This is a genomic window from Paraburkholderia phenoliruptrix (assembly GCF_019511605.1).
GTDB lineage: Bacteria > Pseudomonadota > Gammaproteobacteria > Burkholderiales > Burkholderiaceae > Paraburkholderia > Paraburkholderia phenoliruptrix_A.
In genome coordinates, this window is the sequence record NZ_JAEUAV010000003.1 from 134,053 (window position 1) to 154,111 (window position 20,059).

General features: G+C 63.4%; 18 protein-coding genes. 12 read left to right on the top strand and 6 right to left on the bottom strand.

Translation table 11 applies throughout. The features are described from left to right. Window positions 1–33: 33 nt before the first annotated feature. The 4 genes from JNB89_RS06780 to JNB89_RS06795 all read left to right on the top strand — a co-directional run bounded on the left by JNB89_RS06780 (window position 34) and on the right by JNB89_RS06795 (window position 3,749). On the top strand, window positions 34–969 hold the full coding sequence (locus JNB89_RS06780) for a carbohydrate ABC transporter permease (protein WP_013340363.1): 936 nt from the start codon (window positions 34–36) through the stop codon (window positions 967–969). After that, on the top strand, window positions 966–1,841 hold the full coding sequence (locus tag JNB89_RS06785) for a carbohydrate ABC transporter permease (protein WP_135892969.1): 876 nt from the start codon (window positions 966–968) through the stop codon (window positions 1,839–1,841). The genes JNB89_RS06780 and JNB89_RS06785 overlap by 4 nt, the downstream gene beginning before the upstream one ends. After that, window positions 1,838–2,539 carry an HAD family hydrolase gene (locus JNB89_RS06790; protein WP_013340361.1) on the top strand — a complete coding sequence of 234 codons (702 nt, stop codon included), beginning with the start codon at window positions 1,838–1,840 and terminating at the stop codon, window positions 2,537–2,539. Before JNB89_RS06785 ends, JNB89_RS06790 begins: the two co-directional genes overlap by 4 nt. A 100-nt stretch (window positions 2,540–2,639) precedes the next feature. Then, the gene (locus JNB89_RS06795; protein WP_135892967.1) at window positions 2,640–3,749 is read left to right on the top strand and encodes an ABC transporter ATP-binding protein; all 1,110 of its coding nucleotides are present in this window, start codon (window positions 2,640–2,642) and stop codon (window positions 3,747–3,749) included. Window positions 3,750–3,820: 71 nt separating this feature from the next. On the opposite strand, the gene JNB89_RS06800 is transcribed toward JNB89_RS06795, so the two are convergent. The 3 genes from JNB89_RS06800 to dalD all read right to left on the bottom strand — a co-directional run bounded on the left by JNB89_RS06800 (window position 3,821) and on the right by dalD (window position 7,878). Then, window positions 3,821–4,768, bottom strand: a complete 948-nt coding sequence (locus JNB89_RS06800) for a sugar-binding domain-containing protein (protein ID WP_013340358.1) — start codon at window positions 4,766–4,768, stop codon at window positions 3,821–3,823. A 106-nt stretch (window positions 4,769–4,874) separates the two neighbouring features. Then, window positions 4,875–6,356, bottom strand: coding sequence for a xylulokinase (xylB, locus tag JNB89_RS06805; RefSeq protein ID WP_220361728.1), 1,482 nt, complete (start codon window positions 6,354–6,356; stop codon window positions 4,875–4,877). 109 nt (window positions 6,357–6,465) lie between these two features. Continuing rightward, the gene (gene dalD, locus JNB89_RS06810) at window positions 6,466–7,878 is read right to left on the bottom strand and encodes a D-arabinitol 4-dehydrogenase (protein ID WP_220361729.1); all 1,413 of its coding nucleotides are present in this window, start codon (window positions 7,876–7,878) and stop codon (window positions 6,466–6,468) included. Between the two features lie 386 nt (window positions 7,879–8,264). On the opposite strand from dalD, the gene JNB89_RS06815 reads away from it, so the two are divergent. The 7 genes from JNB89_RS06815 to JNB89_RS06845 all read left to right on the top strand — a co-directional run bounded on the left by JNB89_RS06815 (window position 8,265) and on the right by JNB89_RS06845 (window position 16,408). Next, complete coding sequence (locus tag JNB89_RS06815; protein ID WP_135892964.1) at window positions 8,265–9,245, top strand: AraC family transcriptional regulator; 981 nt, start codon at window positions 8,265–8,267, stop codon at window positions 9,243–9,245. A 154-nt stretch (window positions 9,246–9,399) separates the two neighbouring features. Then, window positions 9,400–10,353 (top strand): ABC transporter substrate-binding protein, encoded by a 954-nt coding sequence (locus tag JNB89_RS06820; RefSeq protein ID WP_220361730.1) that lies wholly within the window; start codon window positions 9,400–9,402, stop codon window positions 10,351–10,353. 75 nt (window positions 10,354–10,428) lie between these two features. Then, entirely contained in the window at window positions 10,429–11,949 is a 1,521-nt protein-coding gene (locus JNB89_RS06825; protein WP_013340353.1) for a sugar ABC transporter ATP-binding protein, read from the top strand. After that, the gene (locus JNB89_RS06830) at window positions 11,936–12,943 is read left to right on the top strand and encodes an ABC transporter permease (RefSeq protein WP_013340352.1); all 1,008 of its coding nucleotides are present in this window, start codon (window positions 11,936–11,938) and stop codon (window positions 12,941–12,943) included. The genes JNB89_RS06825 and JNB89_RS06830 overlap by 14 nt, the downstream gene beginning before the upstream one ends. Window positions 12,944–12,986: 43 nt before the next feature. Beyond that, window positions 12,987–14,084, top strand: a complete 1,098-nt coding sequence (locus JNB89_RS06835; RefSeq protein WP_220361731.1) for an alcohol dehydrogenase catalytic domain-containing protein — start codon at window positions 12,987–12,989, stop codon at window positions 14,082–14,084. A 45-nt stretch (window positions 14,085–14,129) separates the two neighbouring features. Then, on the top strand, window positions 14,130–15,674 hold the full coding sequence (locus tag JNB89_RS06840; protein WP_220361732.1) for an FGGY-family carbohydrate kinase: 1,545 nt from the start codon (window positions 14,130–14,132) through the stop codon (window positions 15,672–15,674). After that, on the top strand, window positions 15,671–16,408 hold the full coding sequence (locus JNB89_RS06845) for an SDR family oxidoreductase (RefSeq protein ID WP_220361733.1): 738 nt from the start codon (window positions 15,671–15,673) through the stop codon (window positions 16,406–16,408). The genes JNB89_RS06840 and JNB89_RS06845 overlap by 4 nt, the downstream gene beginning before the upstream one ends. A 17-nt stretch (window positions 16,409–16,425) precedes the next feature. Here JNB89_RS06845 and kynA read toward each other — a convergent pair whose 3' ends face one another. The 3 genes from kynA to kynB all read right to left on the bottom strand — a co-directional run bounded on the left by kynA (window position 16,426) and on the right by kynB (window position 19,410). Further along, complete coding sequence (kynA, locus tag JNB89_RS06850; RefSeq protein WP_013340348.1) at window positions 16,426–17,376, bottom strand: tryptophan 2,3-dioxygenase; 951 nt, start codon at window positions 17,374–17,376, stop codon at window positions 16,426–16,428. Between the two features lie 9 nt (window positions 17,377–17,385). Further along, complete coding sequence (gene kynU, locus JNB89_RS06855) at window positions 17,386–18,636, bottom strand: kynureninase (protein ID WP_220361734.1); 1,251 nt, start codon at window positions 18,634–18,636, stop codon at window positions 17,386–17,388. A 135-nt stretch (window positions 18,637–18,771) separates the two neighbouring features. Further along, entirely contained in the window at window positions 18,772–19,410 is a 639-nt protein-coding gene (gene kynB / locus JNB89_RS06860) for an arylformamidase (RefSeq protein ID WP_220361735.1), read from the bottom strand. Window positions 19,411–19,538: 128 nt separating this feature from the next. Here kynB and JNB89_RS06865 point away from each other — a divergent pair, with 128 nt between their 5' ends. Further along, window positions 19,539–20,054: an Lrp/AsnC family transcriptional regulator gene (locus JNB89_RS06865; protein ID WP_013340345.1), complete on the top strand. Its 516-nt coding sequence runs from the start codon at window positions 19,539–19,541 to the stop codon at window positions 20,052–20,054. Window positions 20,055–20,059: the final 5 nt, after the last annotated feature.

Below are 20,059 nucleotides of genomic sequence, written 5' to 3' on the forward strand. Positions count from 1 at the left end.
GCCGCCCGCGCATTATCGAACAGGTGGTCAATCATGCGTCCTCTGCGCCTGCCTCTCATGCATGCCCATCCTCAAACAGAAAAGGAACGCGAAGTCCGCAAAGCCAATTCGGCGCGCTGGCTCGTGTCGCCGTCCGTCGCCGTCCTGGTGCTATGGATGACGATTCCGCTTGCGATGACAATCTGGTTTTCGTTCTCGCGTTACAACCTGCTTAATCCCGATCTGAAGGGCTTTGCGGGTTTTGACAACTACCAGTTTCTGGCCGGCGACCCGTCGTTCGGCCCGTCGATTGGTCACACGCTGCAGTTGATCGTCTCGGTGCTCGTGATCACCGTGGTAGGCGGCGTGCTGATGGCGATTCTGTTCGACCGCAAGTTCTACGGCCAGGGCGTGGCGCGTCTGCTCGCCATCGCGCCGTTCTTCGTCATGCCCACGGTGAGCGCGCTCATCTGGAAGAACATGATTCTGCATCCGGTGTATGGGCTGATCGCGCAGGGCATGCGCGCAATCGGCCTGCAGCCGATCGACTGGTTCGCCGAGTATCCGTTGACGGCGGTCATCATGATCGTCGCGTGGCAATGGCTGCCGTTCGCGTTCCTGATTCTGTTCACGGCGATCCAGTCGCTCGATCAGGAGCAGAAGGAAGCGGCGCGCATTGACGGCGCCGGGCCGTTTGCGATGTTCTTCTACATCACGCTGCCGCATTTGAAGCGCGCGATCGCCGTGGTCGTGATGATGGAGACGATTTTCCTGCTGTCCATCTTCGCCGAAATCTATACGACGACGGGCGGCGGCCCAGGCACCGCGACCACCAACCTCTCGTATCTGATCTATTCGCTCGGTCTGCAACAGTTCGACGTGGGTCTTGCGTCGGCGGGCGGCATTCTCGCTGTCGTGCTGGCCAATATCGTGTCGTTCTTCCTTGTGCGGATGCTCGCGAAGAACCTGAAAGGGGAGTACGAAAAATGAGCCACGTTGCCTCTACTCCGGCGTCGAGCGCGACGCCCGTCACCGTGCCGGCAAAGTCGCCGTTCAACGCAATCCGCCGCGCGATTCCCGGCGTGATTGCATGGCTCGTCGCGCTGCTGCTGTTCTTCCCGATCTTCTGGATGACGATCACCGCATTCAAGACCGAGCAGCAGGCGTATTCGTCATCGCTTTTCTTCACGCCGACGTTCGACAGTTTCCGCGAGGTGTTCGCGCGCAGCAGCTACTTTTCGTTTGCGTGGAATTCGATTTTGATCTCGGTCGGCGTGACGGTGCTGTGCCTGCTTCTGGCCGTGCCCGCCGCCTACGCGATGGCGTTTTTCCCCACTCGCCGCACGCAAAAAGTGCTGCTGTGGATGCTGTCGACCAAGATGATGCCCTCCGTCGGCGTGCTGGTGCCGATCTATCTGCTGTGGAAGAACAGCGGCCTGCTCGACACCGTATCGGGTCTCGTGATTGTCTACACGCTGATCAATCTGCCGATTGCCGTGTGGATGTCGTTCACCTACTTCGCTGAGATTCCGCGCGACATTCTAGAAGCGGGGCGAATCGACGGCGCGGCAACGTGGCAGGAAATCGTCTATCTGCTGATGCCGATGGCGCTGCCGGGGCTCGCTTCCACCGCACTGCTGCTCGTCATTCTGTCGTGGAACGAAGCGTTCTGGAGCATCAATCTGTCCAGCTCGAACGCCGCGCCGCTCACGGTGTTCATCGCGTCGTACTCGAGTCCCGAGGGGCTGTTCTGGGCCAAGCTGTCCGCCGCTTCGCTGCTTGCGGTGGCGCCGATTCTGATTGTCGGCTGGCTGTCGCAGAAGCAACTGGTCCGCGGCCTCACGTTCGGGGCGGTCAAATGACGGCAGGCACGAGTGCAGGAAACCTCGCGCTGATCTGCGATTGCGACGGCGTGCTCATCGACAGCGAAGCAGTGGCTGCACGCATGCTCGTGCGGGAACTGGAGGCGCGCTGGCCCGGCGCGGACGTCGAACCGGTGGTGTTGCCGCTGCTCGGCCTGCGCATAGAAAGAGTGCTGGAGGGCACGGCGATGCAGCTCGGCAAGAGCCTCGGCCTCGAAGACATCGACGCGATCCGGCGTTCGGTCGAAGCCGCCGCGATGCAGGCGCCGGCGGTGCAAGGCATCGAGCAGGCGCTGGCCCAGGTGCCGCTCGTCAAAGGATGCGCGAGCAACAGTTTCCGGCCGTACGTGGAGACGGTTCTTGCACGCACGGGCCTCGTCAGGTTCTTTGGCGACCGTTTGTTCTGCGCCGACAGCGTGCCCAATCCGAAGCCCGCGCCCGACGTTTATCTGGCGGCCGCGCAAGGTTTGGGCTTCGCGCCGTCGGCGTGCCTCGTCGTGGAGGACAGCGTGACCGGCGTGAGCGCGGCAAGCGCGGCCGGCATGACGGTGCTGGGTTTCATCGGCGGCGGCCATGCGAGCGACGCGCAGATAGACAAGCTGCATGCAGCCGGCGCGCGGCATGTTTTCGACGACATGCTTCAGTTGCCGGAGCTAGTTGCGCAATGGACGCTGAGCGCAACTGCCCCGGCGCCTTGAACCGGCAAAGCGCGCAAAAGCCGCAAGCAGCGCAGGCATCCGACCCAAGCGGTTTCAGATACAGACAAAGCAACACCCAGGCATTACACGGAGACACATCATGGCAAGCGTAACTCTGCGCAACATCCGCAAGGCCTACGACGACACCGAGGTGATGCGCGACATCAACCTCGACATCGCGGACGGCGAGTTCGTCGTTTTCGTCGGCCCGAGCGGTTGCGGTAAATCGACCCTGATGCGGATGATCGCGGGCCTCGAGGACATCAGCGGCGGCGACCTCAGCATCGACGGTGCGCGCATGAACGACGTGCCGCCGGCCAAGCGCGGCATCGCGATGGTGTTCCAGTCGTACGCGCTGTATCCGCACATGACGCTGTACGACAACATGGCGTTCGGCCTCAAGCTCGCCGGCACGAAAAAACCGGAGATCGACGCGGCCGTGCGCAATGCCGCGAAGATCCTGCATATCGATCATCTGCTCGATCGCAAGCCCAAGCAGCTTTCGGGCGGCCAGCGCCAGCGCGTCGCAATCGGCCGTGCGATCACGCGCAAGCCCAAGGTGTTTCTGTTCGACGAGCCGCTGTCGAATCTCGACGCCGCGCTGCGCGTGAAAATGCGCCTGGAGTTCGCGCGTCTGCATGACGAGCTGAAGACCACCATGATCTACGTGACGCACGATCAGGTCGAAGCAATGACGCTCGCGGACAAGATCGTCGTGCTGTCGGCGGGCAATCTCGAACAGGTCGGCAGTCCGACCATGCTGTATCACGCACCCGCCAACCGCTTCGTGGCGGGCTTCATTGGTTCGCCGAAAATGAACTTCATGGAAGGCGTCGTGCAGTCCGTCACGCACGACGGCGTGACCGTGCGCTATGAAACCGGCGAGACCCAGCGCGTTGCGGTCGAGCCAGGCTCGGTCAAGCAGGGCGACAAGGTGACGGTGGGAATTCGCCCTGAGCATCTGCACGTGGGCATGACGGAAGACGGCGTGTCGGCCCGCACGATGGCCGTCGAATCGCTCGGCGACGCCGCGTATCTGTATGCGGAGTCGAGCGTGGCGCCGGACGGTCTGATCGCGCGCATTCCGCCGCTCGAACGTCATGCGAAGGGCGACACGCAGAAGCTCGGCGCGACGCCGGAGCATTGCCATCTGTTCGACAGCGAAGGAAAGGCTTTTCAGCGCAAGATCGTCGAGGTGCTGGCGGCTTGAGTCCGTAGAGGCAGGAAGGAATGCCTTTCTGCCTTTTTCATATGAAGTGCGCAGCCGGGCGGTTTGGCGGTTTATGCGTCCAGCGCCGCGCGCGCGCACAACTCGTCGGTCACGAGCCCCGAGAGCCAGCCGCCCTTGAGCACCGCGATCAGCGCTTCGCGTTTGCGCTTGCCGCCTGCGAAGCCGATGGTGGGCCGCCGCGGCGGCGAGTCGATCGAAAGGCTCGTCACGCGCCGGCCTGTGGGCGATTCGACGCGCGCGCCGGCCGCATCGATCGGCAGGCCGAGCATCTCCGCCACCGCGCCGCTGTGCATCAGCTCCTTTACTTCAGCCGACGTGATGAAGCCGTCTTCGTGCAGCGGGCATTTTGGGCCGATGTTGCCGATGCCGACAAACGCGACATCCGCCTCCGCCGACAACGATTCGACAATCCGGTAGAGCCGGTGATTGCACCACTGCGCGCGTTCCGCCTCGCTATCGGCAATGAGCGGAGCGGGCAGCAGGAAATGCTTGCCGCCTGTCTTCTCCGAAATATGCAGCGCGACGTCGTAGCGGTTCGATGAGCCGTCCTGAGCGATCGCGCCCACCATGGATACCAGCCGGTGCTGCGGACGGTCCAGTTGCGCGATCTGATCGACCGCGGCTTTGAGCGTCCGGCCGCTGCTGACGGCGACCACCATCGGTTTGTCTTGCGCGAGGTAGCGCTCCATGACCTGTGCGCCCGCCACGGCAAGCTTGCGGTCGACTTCCTCGGGCGTGTCGCTGTCGATGGGCACCACTTCGCACATCGAAAGCCCATAGCGTTTGGACAACTGATCGGCAAGCGAAAGACAGTCGGCCAGTTGATGATCGACGCGCACGCGAATCAGGTTCTTTTCCACCGCGAACGCAACGAGCCGCTGCGCGACCGGGCGCGATACCTGCAACTTTTCGGCTATCTCGTTCTGCGTATTGCCCGCGACGTAGTAAAGCCACGCGGCGCGAGTAGCAAGGTCTAGTTTTTCTGTTGACTTGGGCACGGTGACGATCCGCTTGAAGAGCGCCGGCTAGCGCAGCCGGCGCCTGTATGTCGATGCATGTCGGTGCATATCGGGCCCGCCGGCTACGCCCCGCGTTGCCGTGCGCTCAGGCGAGCCGTTCGCGCGCGGGATCGAAGAGCGGTCGCACGTGGCGGTACAGCGCGCGATAGGCGTCGAGCCGCGCACGTAGTTGCGCATGCCGGCACGGATTCGGCGTGAACTCTTTCTCGATCGGCGGCTTGGTGAGCACGGTCGCCGGATCGCCGCCGGCCGCGAGCCAGCCGAGACGGGCCGCGCCAAGCGCCGCGCCGGTCTCGCCGCCGCCGTGCTTGCGCGTCGCGGTGTCCAGCGCGTCAGCGAGCAGTTGCGCCCAGTAGTCGCTGCGCGCGCCGCCGCCCAGCAGCGACAACGCTTTGGCTTCGGTGCCGGCCGCGCGCAACGCGTCGAGGCCGTCGGTGAGCGCGAGCGTTACGCCTTCGAGCACTGCATAGCCGAGCAGCGCGCGATCCGTCGCGTGATTCATGCCGAAGAAAACGCCCTGCGCGTAGGGGTCGTTGTGCGGCGTGCGTTCACCGGACAGATACGGCAAAAAAAGCGGCGCGGTGTTGAGCGCCTCTTCGGGCAATGCTTCGATCTCGGCGAGAAGCGTGGGTTCGTCGGTCGACGTGAGCTTGCAGACCCAGCGCAAACAGCTTGCCGCGGAGAGCACGACGCTCATCTGATGCCAGCGGTCGGGGATCGCGTGGCAGAACGCATGCACGGCTGAAGCAGGGTTCGGCCTGAAGCTGTCGCCGACCACGCACAGCACGCCCGAGGTGCCGAGCGATACGAAGCCGTCGCCCGGCTGCGTCGCGCCAATGCCGATTGCGCTCGTCGCGTTGTCGCCGCCGCCGGCCGCGACGATCACGCCGTCGCTCAAGCCCAGCTCGCGCGCGAGTTGCGGCAGCAGCGTGCCGGACGGCGCGCTGCCTTCGGCAAGCCCCGGCATCTGCGCACGCGTCATGTTGCAAGCTGCGAGCAGCGAATCGGACCAGTCGCGTTTGGCCACGTCGAGCCAGAGCGTGCCGGCCGCATCCGATGGATCGGACACCTTGCCGCCCGTCAGTTGCAGACGCAAGTAGTCTTTCGGCAGCAGCACGCAAGCGGTGCGCGCAAAGATGCCGGGCTCGTGGCGCGCAACCCATAACAGTTTGGGCGCGGTGAAACCCGGCATGGCCAGGTTGCCGGCCACGCTGTGCAGCTCGGGCGCGCGTTCGGTGAGCTCGGCGCATTCCTTGTCGCTGCGCATGTCGTTCCACAGAATCGCGGGCCGCAGCACGCGGTTCTCGGCATCCAGCAGCACGGCGCCGTGCATCTGGCCCGACAGACCAATGCCGCGAATTTGCGCGAACTCGTCGGGGTGCTTCGCGCGCAAGGCGGCGAGCGCGCTTCGCGTGCCGGCCCACCAGTCTTCGGGATTCTGCTCGGCCCAGCGCTGATGCGGCCGCGACACCGTAAACGGTGAGCCAGCGGTGCCGATCACGCGCCCAGTGGGGGCGAGCAGCAGGACTTTCACTTCGGACGTGCCTAGGTCGATGCCGAGATACATGGGCGCGAAACCTTCGTCGTTGGAGATGCGCTACTTTAGCCGCACACGGCGCGCGGTGCCATGCGCATTAAGCCTGGCACCGCGCGCTTCGATGGAACGTGCTTGCGCTTTACACCTGGCCGCGTTTTGCGAGCCACACGTCGACGCGCGCCAGCGCGCCCGCCAATGCCGATTCAAGCTCCTGCGTGCCGGCCATGCTGCCCCACAGCAGCCGGTCTGCCGCGAACGCCTGCAGCGGATCAGGTGCCGCGAAAAAGCCGCGCGCGACGCGCTCGTCCATCACGCCGTCCTGATATGCGTAGGGCAGCTTGCCCGCCTGCCAGCGGTCGAGGAAGCGGAAGAACAGCGCGGGCAGCATCGCCGTGGCCGCGGGCGTGACGCCGCGCTCGAAACACTCGGCGAGCGTCGGTGCGATAAAGCCGGGCAGTTTGGAAAAGCCATCGGCGGCCACGCGCTGGTTGGTGTCCTGGATATAAGGATTGCCGAAGCGCTCGAGCACCACATCGCGATAGCGTTCGAGGTCGAGCGGGCTCGGCGTGAGGCAGGGGATCACGTCCTCGCTCACATACTCGAAGGCGAACTGGCGGATCTCCGCGTCGTGGGTGCCTTCGTGAATGTAGTTCAGACCGACGAGCGTGCCCGCCCATGCAATGCAGCTATGCGTGGCGTTCAGAATGCGGATCTTCGCTTCTTCGTACGGCAGCACCGACTCGACCAGCTCCGCGCCCACCTTTTCCCAAGCGGGGCGGCCGGCAATAAAGCGCTCCTCGATCACCCATTGGATGAATGCTTCGCCCATCACCGGGCAGGCGTCGTTCACACCCGTCGCGGCCTTCACGCGCTCGCGCACGTCCGGCGTCGGGCGCGGCGTGATGCGGTCGACCATTGAACTCGGGCACGCGGTGTTGCGCTCGAACCATTGCGCGAGCTCTGCCTCGCCGCGCAATTCGAGAAACGCGCTCATGCCTGCATGAAAACGCTCGCCGTTGCGGCGCAGGTTGTCGCAGGTCTGCAGCGTGAGCGGACCCGCACCGGCTTTCATGCGCGCGTCGAGAATCGCCGCGAGCGCGCCATAGATGGTCGTGTGTCCGCCTTTGAGGTCCGCCGCAAGATCGGGGTTGGCGCTGTCGAGCTGGTCGTGCTCGTCGAGGTAGTAGCCGCCTTCCGTGACCGTAAACGAGATGATCTTGCAGGCCGGATCGGCGCCGGCCTCGATCAACGCGTCGAGGCTTTCGGTCCACGGCACCACGCGTTCAATCGAGCGGATCGTCTCATAGGCGCGCTCGCCTTGCGGCGTAACGGTCTCGAGCGTATAGACGCCGTCTTGCGCGGCCAGCGCTTCGAGCACCGCGTTCATGTCGCTGCGGATATTGCCGACGGTCAGCGACCAGTGCGGCTCGCCCGGCAGCTTCGCTTCGTTCAACCTGTGCAGATACCACGCCTGATGCGCGCGATGAAACGATCCCGCGCCGATATGCAGGATCACGTGTGCGGCCTCGCCGCTGCCTTGCCCGCTGCTCATGTGCGTCTCCATCTGTCTCAGCTGTTGCGCCGCCTGTCGCGCGCGTTTCTTTTCGGTGAGAGCATTTGCTCTGCATGTGGGCGAATGATCGTACCCGCCGAAACGAAAGTCAAGGCGAGCGCGCGATGTTTTCGTGGCGCGGCGCGGCGGCGCGCGGCGAGCGGGCGGCGTCAAACCGCGCGTCCGCCCGCCTTGCGGCACGCTTTCACACGCGTTTTGCAATGCATCATTCTTGAGCCCGCGCGGCTCGGGGCTTACCCGAATGCAAAAAAGTATCGGTCCGCGGTCTCATTTTTAGTGGTGGCTCGCGCGTTTGAAGGCTACTTTTCGCTCTACAAGACGAAGACAAGCGGACACGTTCACGGGCCGCTTCATGGAGGCAGACAGTGCAACCCGATCTGGAGATCGTGGCAGTACGCCGCGACGAGTCGTTCAAAGTGTGGTCGCACGGCTATCCGTATCGCACGGTACGCTGGCACTTTCATCCTGAATACGAGATCCATCTGATCGTGGCGACCACGGGCAAGATGTTCGTCGGCGATCACATCAGCAGCTTTGCGCCCGGCAATCTGGTGTTGATGGGGCCCAACCTGCCGCACAACTGGGTAAGCGACGTGCCCGAAGGCGAGAGCATCGCGCAGCGCAATCTGGTCGTGCAGTTCGGCCAGGAATTCGTGTCGAGCTGTCTCGAGAGCTTTCCCGAATGGCGCCAGGTCGAGGCGCTGCTTGCCGATTCGCGCCGCGGCGTGTCGTTCGGCGCGCGCACGAGTGCCGCGATCCAGCCGCTCTTCCTCGAACTGCTGAACGCGCGCGGACTGCGCCGTCTGGTGCTGTTCATGTCGATGCTGGAAATCCTGATGAGCGCCGAAGACCGCGAGACGCTTGCGAGCCCCGCTTATCAGGCCGACCCCACGGGTTTCGCGGCGACGCGCATCAACCACGTGCTCTCGTATATCGGCAAGAACCTCGCGAACGAGTTGCGCGAATCGGATCTTGCGCAACTTGCCGGCCAGAGCGTGAGCGCGTTTTCCCGCTATTTTCGCCGGCACACGGGCTTGCCGTTCGTGCAGTACGTGAATCGCATGCGGATCAATCTCGCGTGCCAGTTGCTGACCGACAGCGAACTGAGCGTGACCGATATCTGCTTCAAGGCGGGCTTTAACAACCTGTCGAATTTCAACCGGCAATTTCTCGCGGTGAAGGGCATGGCGCCTTCCAGGTTTCGCCGCTATCAGCAACTGAACGACGCAAGCCGCGAAGCGTCGGAGGAAGCCGCGGCGCGCGGCAGGGGCATCGACGACGCGCCCGCCATCGTGCTCGCGCCAGGTTTGCCGCGTCCCGCGGCGGCTGCCTATCCACCAACCTAGCGCCAACCTGGCACCAACCTGGCGCCAGGCTGGTAGCCGCCTGGTCCACCGCCGGGCTTTTTCAGCAAGGCACTTTGCTTCACCACGTTCAACACGCATCGCGCTGTCCGACGACAGCGCGAGGGACGTGCTCACTTCAAAAACGGAGACAACCATGACGCAAACCACCATCAAGCAGGCATCGTCGACTCACTTCGCGCGGCGCGGCGCTCTGTTCGCGAGCCTCGCATTGAGCCTTTCGTTCATCGCCGCGCCGGCCGCGCACGCCGCGCCGCTGAAGATCGGCATGACGTTTCAGGAGCTCAACAACCCCTACTTCGTGACGATGCAGAAGGCGCTGAACGAAGCGGCTGCATCGACCGGCGCAACGGTGGTCGTGACCGACGCGCATCACGACGTGAGCAAGCAGGTGAGCGACGTGGAGGACATGCTGCAGAAGAAGATCGACATCCTGCTCGTGAACCCGACCGATTCCACGGGCATTCAGTCGGCTGTGACGTCGGCGAAAAAAGCGGGCGTGGTGGTGGTCGCCGTGGACGCGAACGCGAACGGACCGGTCGATTCTTTCGTGGGCTCGAAGAACTTCGACGCGGGACAGATGGCCTGCGAGTACCTGGCGAAGTCGATTGGCGGCAGCGGCGAAGTCGCCATTCTCGACGGCATTCCGGTAGTGCCGATTCTCGAACGCGTGCGCGGCTGCAAAGCGGCGCTCGCGAAGTCGCCGAACGTGAAGCTCGTGGATACGCAAAACGGCAAGCAGGAACGCGCGACCGCGCTTTCCGTGACCGAAAACATGATCCAGGCACATCCGAACCTGAAGGGCATTTTCAGCGTGAATGACGGCGGCTCGATGGGTGCGCTGTCCGCTATCGAGTCCTCCGGCAAGGACATCAAGCTGACGAGCGTCGACGGCGCGCCCGAAGCGATTGCCGCGATCCAGAAGCCGAATTCGAAATTCGTCGAGACGTCCGCGCAGTTTCCTGCTGACCAGGTACGCATTGCGCTCGGCATCGCGTACGCGAAGAAGTGGGGCGCCAATGTGCCGAAGGCAATTCCCGTCGACGTGAAGATGATCGACCGCAGCAACGCGAAGGGTTTTAGCTGGTAAGCCGAAGGCCCGCCGCTGTGGCGTGCGGCAATTTCATGGTCGCCGGCATGGCGGCGGGCAGCGATGGAGCACCCGATGGACACGATACTCAAGCTCGAGAACATCAGCAAAAGTTTTCCCGGCGTGAAGGCGTTGCAAGGCATTCATCTGGATATTGCGCGCGGCGAGATTCACGCGCTGCTCGGCGAAAACGGCGCGGGCAAATCGACGCTGATGAAGATTCTGTGCGGCATCTATCAGCCGGACGAAGGCACGATCACGATTGAAGGCACGGCGCGCCACTTCGCGAACTATCACGACGCGGTGGCGGCCGGCGTCGGCATCGTGTTTCAGGAATTCAGCCTGATTCCGTACCTGAACGCGGTGGAGAACATGTTTCTCGGCCGCGAAATGAAGAATGGTCTCGGTCTGCTCGAGCGCGGCAAGATGCGGCGCGCGGCAGCGGAAATTTTCGCGCGGCTCGGCGTGTCGATCGACCTGTCCGTGCCGATTCGCGAACTCTCCGTTGCGCAGCAGCAGTTTGTCGAAATCGGCAAGGCGCTCTCGCTCGAAGCGCGCATTCTGATTCTCGACGAACCGACCGCCACGCTCACGCCCGCCGAAGCCGAGCATCTGTTCGCGATCATGCGGGAGCTGAAGCAGCAGGGCGTCGCGATGATCTTCATCTCGCACCACCTCGAAGAAATTTTCGAGGTGTGCGACCGCATCACGGTATTGCGCGACGGTCAGTATGTGGGCATGACCGAAGTCGCGCAGTCGGACGTGAGCCGTCTTGTCGAAATGATGGTGGGACGCCGCATCGAGAACAGCTTTCCGCCCAAGCCGGCTTTGCGCGCGGACGCAAAGATCGTGCTGGACGTGCAGAAGCTGCAATTGCTGAAAGACGGCCCGGTGCTGCAATTCACGCTGCGCGAAGGCGAGATTCTGGGCTTTGCCGGACTGGTCGGATCGGGGCGCACCGAGACCGCGCTCGCGGTGATAGGCGCGGACCCCGCCTATGCGAAGGACATTCGCATCAACGGCGAGGCCGCGAAACTGTCGGACCCCGCCGACGCGTTGCGCGCGGGCGTGGGCATTCTTCCGGAAAGCCGCAAGACCGAAGGGCTGATTACGGACTTCTCGATCAAGCAGAACATTTCGATCAACAATCTCGGCAAGTATCGCTCGTTGCGGTTTTTCATCGACCAGCGCAGCGAAGCGCGGGCCACCGCCGACATCATGAAGCGCGTGGGCGTGAAGGCGCCGACCATGCACACCGAGGTGGCGACGCTGTCAGGCGGCAACCAGCAGAAAGTGGTGATCGCCCGCTGGCTGAACCATCACACCAACATCCTGATCTTCGACGAACCGACGCGCGGCATCGACGTCGGCGCGAAGTCGGAAATCTATCTGCTGATGCGCGAACTCACCGCGCGCGGCTATTCGATCATCATGATTTCGTCGGAGCTGCCTGAGATTGTCGGCATGTGCGACCGCGTCGCCGTGTTCCGGCAAGGCCGCATCGAAGCGCTGCTCGAAGGCGATCAGATCGACTCGAACGCCGTCATGACCTATGCAACCGCCGGCACTCGTGGAGCTTTGCATGAACACGCCTAATCCTTCTTCGTCGCCGAAAACGTCGACTATCAGCGGCAATACGCCGGGCGCACCGGTGCGCTTCACGTGGGCCGCGCTAAAGCGCTCCACGCTCTTCTATCCGTTTATCGGCCTGCTCGTGGTTTGCATCGTGATGGTGTTTGCAAGCGACAGTTTCCTCTCGGCTGCAAACATTGAAAACGTGCTGCGCCAGGTGTCGATCAACGCGATCATCGCGGTCGGCATGACCTGCGTGATTCTCACAGGTGGCATCGACCTCTCCGTAGGCTCGGTGATGGCGCTCGCGGGCACGCTCGCCGCCGGTCTGATGGTGGCCGGCATGAATGCGCTTGCCGCGTTGGCGATAGGCGTCGCAGTAGGTCTCGGCTTCGGCGCGGCGAATGGCTTCTTCGTTGCCTTTGCCGGCATGCCGCCGATCATCGTGACGCTTGCAACGATGGGCATTGCCCGCGGCCTCGCGCTCATCTACACCGGCGGCTATCCGATCGACGGCTTGCCCGAATGGGTCAGCTTTTTCGGCAGCGGCAAGATTCTCGGCATTCAGGCGCCGGTCGTGATCATGGCGGTGATCTACGTGATCGCGTGGGTGCTGCTCGAGCGCATGCCGTTTGGCCGCTACGTGTATGCGATCGGCGGCAATGAACAGGCGACGCGTCTGTCCGGCGTGCGCGTGGCGCGGGTCAAGCTGATCGTCTACACCATCGCCGGGCTGACGTCCTCTTTCGCGGCAATCGTTCTGACGGCGCGTTTGATGAGCGGGCAGCCCAACGCCGGCGTGGGGTTCGAACTCGATGCCATTGCCGCCGTCGTGATGGGCGGCACCTCGATCTCCGGCGGACGCGGCTCCATTGTCGGCACGCTGATCGGCGCGCTGCTGCTCGGCGTATTGAACAACGGGCTGAACATGGTCGGCGTGAATCCGTATGTGCAGAACGTGATCAAGGGCGGAATCATTCTGCTCGCGATCTACATCAGCCGCGACCGCAGAAAGTAATGCTCTCTTCCCCACTGATTTTCACTTCCGGCAGGACCATGCAATGACGAATGAATTTACTCCATCCGACAAGCAGAACATGACGGCGATTGTCTGCCACGCACCGAAGGACTATCGCGTCGAACAGGTTGCGAGGCCGCGCGCGCGAGCGCACGAACTGGTGATCCGCATCGCCGCATGCGGGATCTGCGCGAGCGACTGCAAATGCCATTCGGGCGCGAAGATGTTCTGGGGCGGCCCGAGTCCGTGGGTCAAGGCACCGGTGATACCCGGGCACGAGTTCTTCGGCTACGTGCAGGAACTGGGCGAAGGCGCAGCCGAGCATTTCGGCGTGAAGATCGGCGACCGTGTGATTGCCGAGCAGATCGTGCCGTGCGGCAAGTGCCGTTACTGCAAATCCGGCCAGTACTGGATGTGCGAGGTGCACAACATCTTCGGCTTTCAGCGTGAAGTCGCGGACGGCGGCATGGCCGAGTACATGCGCATTCCGCCGACTGCGATCGTCCACAAGATTCCGGACGGCATCTCTCTCGAAGATGCTGCAATCATCGAACCGCTTGCCTGCGCGATTCACACGGTCAATCGCGGCGAGCTGCAACTGGACGACGTGGTGGTGATCGCGGGTGCCGGTCCACTCGGTCTGATGATGACGCAGGTCGCGCACCTGAAAACGCCGAAGAAACTGGTGGTGATCGATCTGGTGGAAGAGCGTCTCGCGCTCGCCCGCGAGTACGGCGCGGACGTGACGATCAATCCCACGCAGGACGACGCGCTCGCCATCATTCGCTCGCTTACTGACGGCTACGGCTGCGACGTCTATATTGAAACGACCGGTGCGCCAATCGGCGTCAATCAGGGCATGGACCTGATTCGCAAACTGGGGCGCTTCGTCGAGTTCTCGGTGTTCGGCGCGGATACCACGCTGGACTGGTCCGTGATCGGCGACCGCAAGGAACTGGACGTGCGCGGCGCGCATCTCGGACCGTATTGCTATCCGATCGCAATCGATCTGCTCGCGCGCGGACTCGTGACCTCCAAGGGGATTGTCACGCACGGCTTTTCGCTGGAAGAATGGGACGAGGCGATCAAGATTGCCAACTCGCTGGACTCGATCAAGGTGCTGATGAAGCCGCGCGCATGAGTTCGCGCCGCGCCCGCATCGGCGTCGCATAACAACGGAGACTGTATGGAATACGTCATCGGCGTGGACATCGGCACGCAGAGCACGAAAGCGCTGCTTGTCGATCGGCAGGGCGCCATCGTGGCGCAGCATGCGTCGAGCTATCAGCCTGATACGCCGAAGCCGCTATGGGCCGAGCAATGGCCGGCAGTGTGGTTCAAGGCCGTCACCGAATGCATTGCCGCATGCGTGCAGAAGGGGAAGCAGGCGGGCGTCGCGGCCGATTCCATCAAGGCCGTGTGCGTGAGCAGCCTGTATGGCGGCTCGGGCATTCCTGTGGACAGCGAGATGCGCCCGCTGCATCCGTGTCTGATATGGATGGATCGGCGCGCGACCGACCAGGTCGAATGGGTGCGCGGCAACATCGACCTCGAGCGGCTTTACGCGATTACCGGCAACGGTGTGGATAGCTACTACGGCTACACGAAGATGCTGTGGCTGCGCGATCACGCGCCCGAGGTGTGGGCGCAAACGCGCTACTTCCTGCCGCCCAACGCTTATGTGATCTACATGCTGACCGGCGAGATTGCCGTGGATCACAGTTCCGCCGGCAACATCGGCGGTGTCTACGATATTGCGAAGCGCGACTGGTCCGACGAGGCGCTCGACATGCTCGGCATTCCCGCTACGATGATGCCGGAGCGTCTGTGCGAATCGTCGGAAGTAGTGGGCGGTCTGCTTTCGCAGTGGACGGAGCAGCTTGGCCTTGCGGCCGGTACGGCAATCGTGGCGGGCGGCGTGGATGCGGCGGTGGCAACCTTTGCCGCCGGCGTAAGCCGCGCCGGTCAGCATGTCGCGATGATCGGCACGAGCATGTGCTGGGGCTACATCAACCAGAGCGTCGATGCACGGCACGGGTTGATCAGCATGCCTCACGTTTTCAACGGGCAACGCGACATCTATGTGTTCGGCGGGGCGATTACCGCAGGTGCATCGGTGACGTGGTATCGCGAGCAGTTCTGTCATGCGGAGATAGAAGCCGCGCGCATGACTCCGCATGGCGATCCGCATCGCCTGCTCGAAGAAAGCGCGGCAAAAGTGCAGGCGGGATCGGACGGTGTGATGTTTCTGCCGTATCTGATGGGCGAGCGCAGCCCCGTGTGGGACGCGAAAGCAAGCGGCGCATTCGTCGGCCTGAGCCTCTTTCATACGCGGGCGCATTTGTATCGCGCGGTACTCGAAGGCGTGTCCTTTGCACTGAAGCACAACATCGAGGCGGGGCGTCAGGGCGCGCAGTCGCTGGAGGACAAGCTCATCGTGGTGGGCGGCGCCGCTCACTCGGACCTGTGGATGCAGATCATCGCCGACATAACGGGCTACCCGGTCTATACGATCGAGCAGGAAGTGGAAGCCGCGATGGGCGCGGCGTTGCTTGCCGCGCTGGGCGTAGGTCTGATTTCGCGCGAGGCCGCGCAAGGGGGATGGATCAGCCTCGTCGAGCGGGCGCAACCCGACGCCGCACGCATGGCACTCTACGAAGAACGGTTCGGCATCTACAAGGACCTGTATCCGGCTTTGAAGCCGGTCATGCATCGCTTGCAAACATCATGAACGCTACTTTCGATTTTTCCGGCCGCTCGATTCTGGTAACGGGGGCCTCCAGTGGAATAGGCCGCGCGACGGTCGAAATGCTGTGCGCGAGCGGCGCCGACGTGGTGGCGGCGGCGCGCAATGTGAACGAGCTTGCTCGCCTTGCCGAGGAAACCGGCTGCGAGCCGTGGCAGCTCGACGTTAGCGACGAAGCCGCGATTGACGACGCGTTCAGCTCGCCAACCGCTTTCGACGGTCTGGTGAATTGCGCCGGCATTGCCTTGCTCGAGCGCGCAGTGGACACCACCGCCGCGAGCTTTGATCGCGTGATGGCGGTGAACGCGCGGGGCGCGGTGCTGGTCGCGAAGCATGTGGCGCGCGGGATGATCGAGGCGAAACGCGCCGGCAGCATCGTGAACGTGTCGAGCCAGGCGTCGCTCGTTGCGCTCGACGACCACCTGAGCTATTCGGCTTCGAAAGCAGCACTCGACGCGCTCACGCGGTCTTTGTGTATCGAGCTTGGGCCGTTTGGAATCCGCGCCAACAGCGTCAATCCGACTGTCACCTTGACGCCTATGGCGGTGCAGGCATGGAGCGACCCAGCGAAGCGGGAGCCGGCATTGAAGGCGATTCCGTTGGGGCGGTTCGCCGAGCCGGCCGAGGTGGCATCCGTGGTGCTGTTTCTGTTGAGCGATGCCGCTTCTATGGTGAGCGGCGTGTGTTTGCCGGTCGATGGCGGGTTCCTCGTCAGGTGAGCCCGCCGCGGCACCGCCTACAGCACGGTCCTGACATGCCAGAGTTCGGGAAACAGAACCACGTCCAGCATCTTGCGCAAGTAGGGCGCCCCACTGGTCCCGCCGGTGCCCTGCTTGAAGCCGATAATTCTTTCGACAGTCGTCACGTGCCTGAAGCGCCATTGCCGGAAAGCGTCCTCGAGATCGACCAGTTCCTCGGCCATCTCGTACAGCTCCCAATGCTGTGACGGGTTGCGATACACCTCGAGCCACGCCGCTTCGACGGAAGCGTCGTGAACCGTGGGTTGCGTCCAGTCGCGCTCGAGCCGCTCGGGCGCAATGGCAAACCCGCGCCGCGCCAGCAGTTTCACTACTTCGTCATAGAACGACGGCGCCTCGAGCGATGCCTTCACCTCGGCGAGCACATCCTCGCGATGCGAGTGCGGCTTTAGCATCCGATCGTTCTTGTTGCCGAGCAAAAATTCGATCTGCCGATACTGATAAGACTGGAAGCCAGACGAGCTGCCGAGATAGGGCCGCATAGACGTGTATTCGGAAGGCGTCATGGTCGCGAGAACGTTCCATGCCTGCACGAGCTGCTCCATGATCCGCGAGACGCGCGCGAGCATCTTGAACGCCGGCGGCAGTTCGTCGCGATGCACCGCGTCGAGTGCGGCGCGCAACTCGTAGAGCGCGAGCTTCATCCACAATTCGCTCGTCTGGTGCTGAATGATGAAAAGCATCTCGTTGTGATCGGGCGATAACGGGTGCTGCGCATTGAGCACCGTCCCGAGCGACAGATAGTCGCCGTAACTCATCGACTGCGAGAAGTCGAGTTGCGCGTCGTGCCAGCCATCGGTTGAAGCGTCCTGTCCGGCCGCAGTTGCAGTGTTGACGGTAGCGGCGGACTCGGCACGCCCATGACCGAACGGGCAACCCTGCGCGGCGCTTTCTTCGGGCAAGCCCGGCGTTTGCATGTGATCGTTCATTGTGGCTCCTCAGGTCACGGCGCCGCGGGCGGCAAATTCGGGGGCGCGCCAGGTCTCGCGCGCGAGCACGTCGCGCAGGGTTTCGACGGCGTCCCACACATCGACAAAGCGCGTATAAAGCGGCGTGAAGCCGAAGCGCAACACATGCGGCTCGCGGTAATCGCCAATCACGCCACGCGCGATTAGCGCCTGCATCACTTCATAGCCATGCGGATGCTCGAAGCTCGCATGGGAGCCGCGCTGCGCATGCGCGCGCGGCGTGACGAGCTTGAGCGGAAACTCGCTGCAACGCGTTTCGACCAGTTCGATGAAAAGATCCGTCAACGCGAGCGACTTGCGGCGAATCGCCTGCATGTCGGTTTGCAGGAAGACGTCGAGCCCGCATTCGACCAGCGCCATCGACACCATCGGCTGCGTGCCGCACAGATACCGCCCAACGCCTTCGTCCGGACGATACGTCGGGTTCATCGCGAACGGCGCTGCATGTCCCCACCAGCCGGAAAGCGGCTGCGCGAAGTCGTTCTGATGACGCTTGGGCACCCACACGAAGCCGGGCGAGCCGGGGCCGCCGTTCAGATACTTGTACGTGCAGCCCACCGCATAGTCCGCGCCGACGCCGTTCAGATCCACCGGCACGGCGCCCGCCGAATGCGCAAGATCCCACAGCGCTAGTGCGCCCTTGTCGTGCATCAGTTGCGTCAACGCGGCCATGTCGTGCATGTAGCCGGTGCGGTAGTTCACGTGCGTGATCATCGCGATCGCGGTGTCCTCGCCGATGGCCTCGGGCAGCTCGGACGGATCGTCGACAAGACGCAACTCATAGCCGCGGTCGAGCTGCTCGATCAGCCCCTGCGCGATGTACAGATCCGACGGAAAGTTCGACCGCTCGGAAACGATCACGCGCCGCTTCGGGTCGCGCGCGTCGGCGAGCCGCAAGGCAGCGGAGAGCACCTTGAACAGGTTGATCGAAATCGTATCGGTCACGACCACTTCGTTTTCCACCGCGCCGATCAGCGGCGCGAGCTTGTTGCCGAGGCGGCGCGGCAGCGCGAACCAGCCGGCGGCATTCCAGCTGCGGATCAGCCCTTCGCCCCATTCGGCGGCGATCACCGTCTGCGCGCGCTGCGCGGCGGCGGCCGGCGGCACGCCGAGCGAATTGCCGTCGAGGTAGATCGTGGTGGGCGACAGCGCGAACTGGTCGCGCAGTGTCGCGAGCGGGTCGGCGCGGTCGAGCGCCAATGCTTCTTCGCGGTGATTCATAAGGGTCTCGTGGGTTCGCGGAGCGTGGATTCGGGAATTGCGGATTGCGGCTTACGGATTGGGCCTGGGCCTGGGCTTGGGCGTGGGCTTGGGCGTGGGCTTGGGCTTGGGCTTGGGCGGCGGCTGCGAACAGACTCAGCGCGCGGCCGGCAGCGCGCGCAGCACCGCGCGCACCGGGCTCGCGTCGAGCGTGGTCAGCTTGAGCGGCAGCGCGATGAGTTCATAGTCGCCCGGCGCGACCTCGTCGAGCACGATGCCTTCGAGAATGGCCATGCCGTGCGCGCGAATGCGATGGTGCGCGTCCATCGTCTTCGACTCCTGCGGGTCGAGCGAGGGCGTGTCGATGCCGACCAGCTTCACGCCGTTCGCCGCGAGCAGGTCGATGGTTTCGGCAGCCACCGCGCAGAAGGCGCTGTCCCACACGGTGCTCGGCGCATTCCTGTAAGTGCGCAGTAAGACTCGCGGCGGCAGGTCGGCCAGCGAGTCGTGCAGATGTTGTGGCGTCACAACAGGCGACGCGCCGATGCAGTGAATCACGCGGCAGGGTCCGAGATACGTGTCGAGCGGCACGCGGCCGATCGCGGCACCCGCCGCGTCGTAGTGCAGGGGCGCGTCCGTGTGAGCGCCGGTGTGCGGCGAGAGCGTAAGCCGCGCCACGTTGACAGGCGAGCCGGCCTCGATTCGCCAGACGCGTTCTATGCCGACCGGCGTGTCGCCAGGCCAGACGGGGGTCGTGGTATCTACGGCAGGGGTGATGTCCCAGAGAGTCTGCATATCCGCATTTGGGTGGATGTCTATAGGGAATGATAGGCGTAGAGCGGCGAAATGTGATTGCGAAAAAATCACCTTCTTGGCCCGGTCTTGGAACATAATTTGAGACAAATGGGAAAGGGAGACCGAAAATGAACGCGATCTCGCTCGACGCCACCGATTGCCGTATCTTGACGGTGCTGCAGCAGGAAGGACGAATCAGCAATCTCGATCTTGCGGAGCGCATCTCGCTGTCGCCGTCGGCGTGTCTGCGCCGCTTACGTCTGCTGGAAGAACAGGGTGTCATCGAGCACTATCGCGCGTGTCTGAACCGCGAAGTGCTGGGTTTTGAACTCGAGGCGTTCGTGCAGGTGTCGATGCGCAACGAACAGCAGAACTGGCACGAGCGCTTTGCCGAGGCGTTGCGCGATTGGCCGGAAGTGGTGGGCGCTTTTGTCGTGACGGGCGAGACGCATTATCTGCTGCGGGTTCTCGCGCACAACCTCAAGCACTATTCGGATTTCGTGCTGCAGCGTCTGTACAAGGCGCCAGGCGTGCTGGATATCCGTTCGAATATCGTGCTGCAGACGTTAAAGGAAGATTCGGGCGTACCGGTCTCGCTGGTCACGCGCACCGGCACCCACGGCGCGCCGCACAACGACCGCTGAGGCAC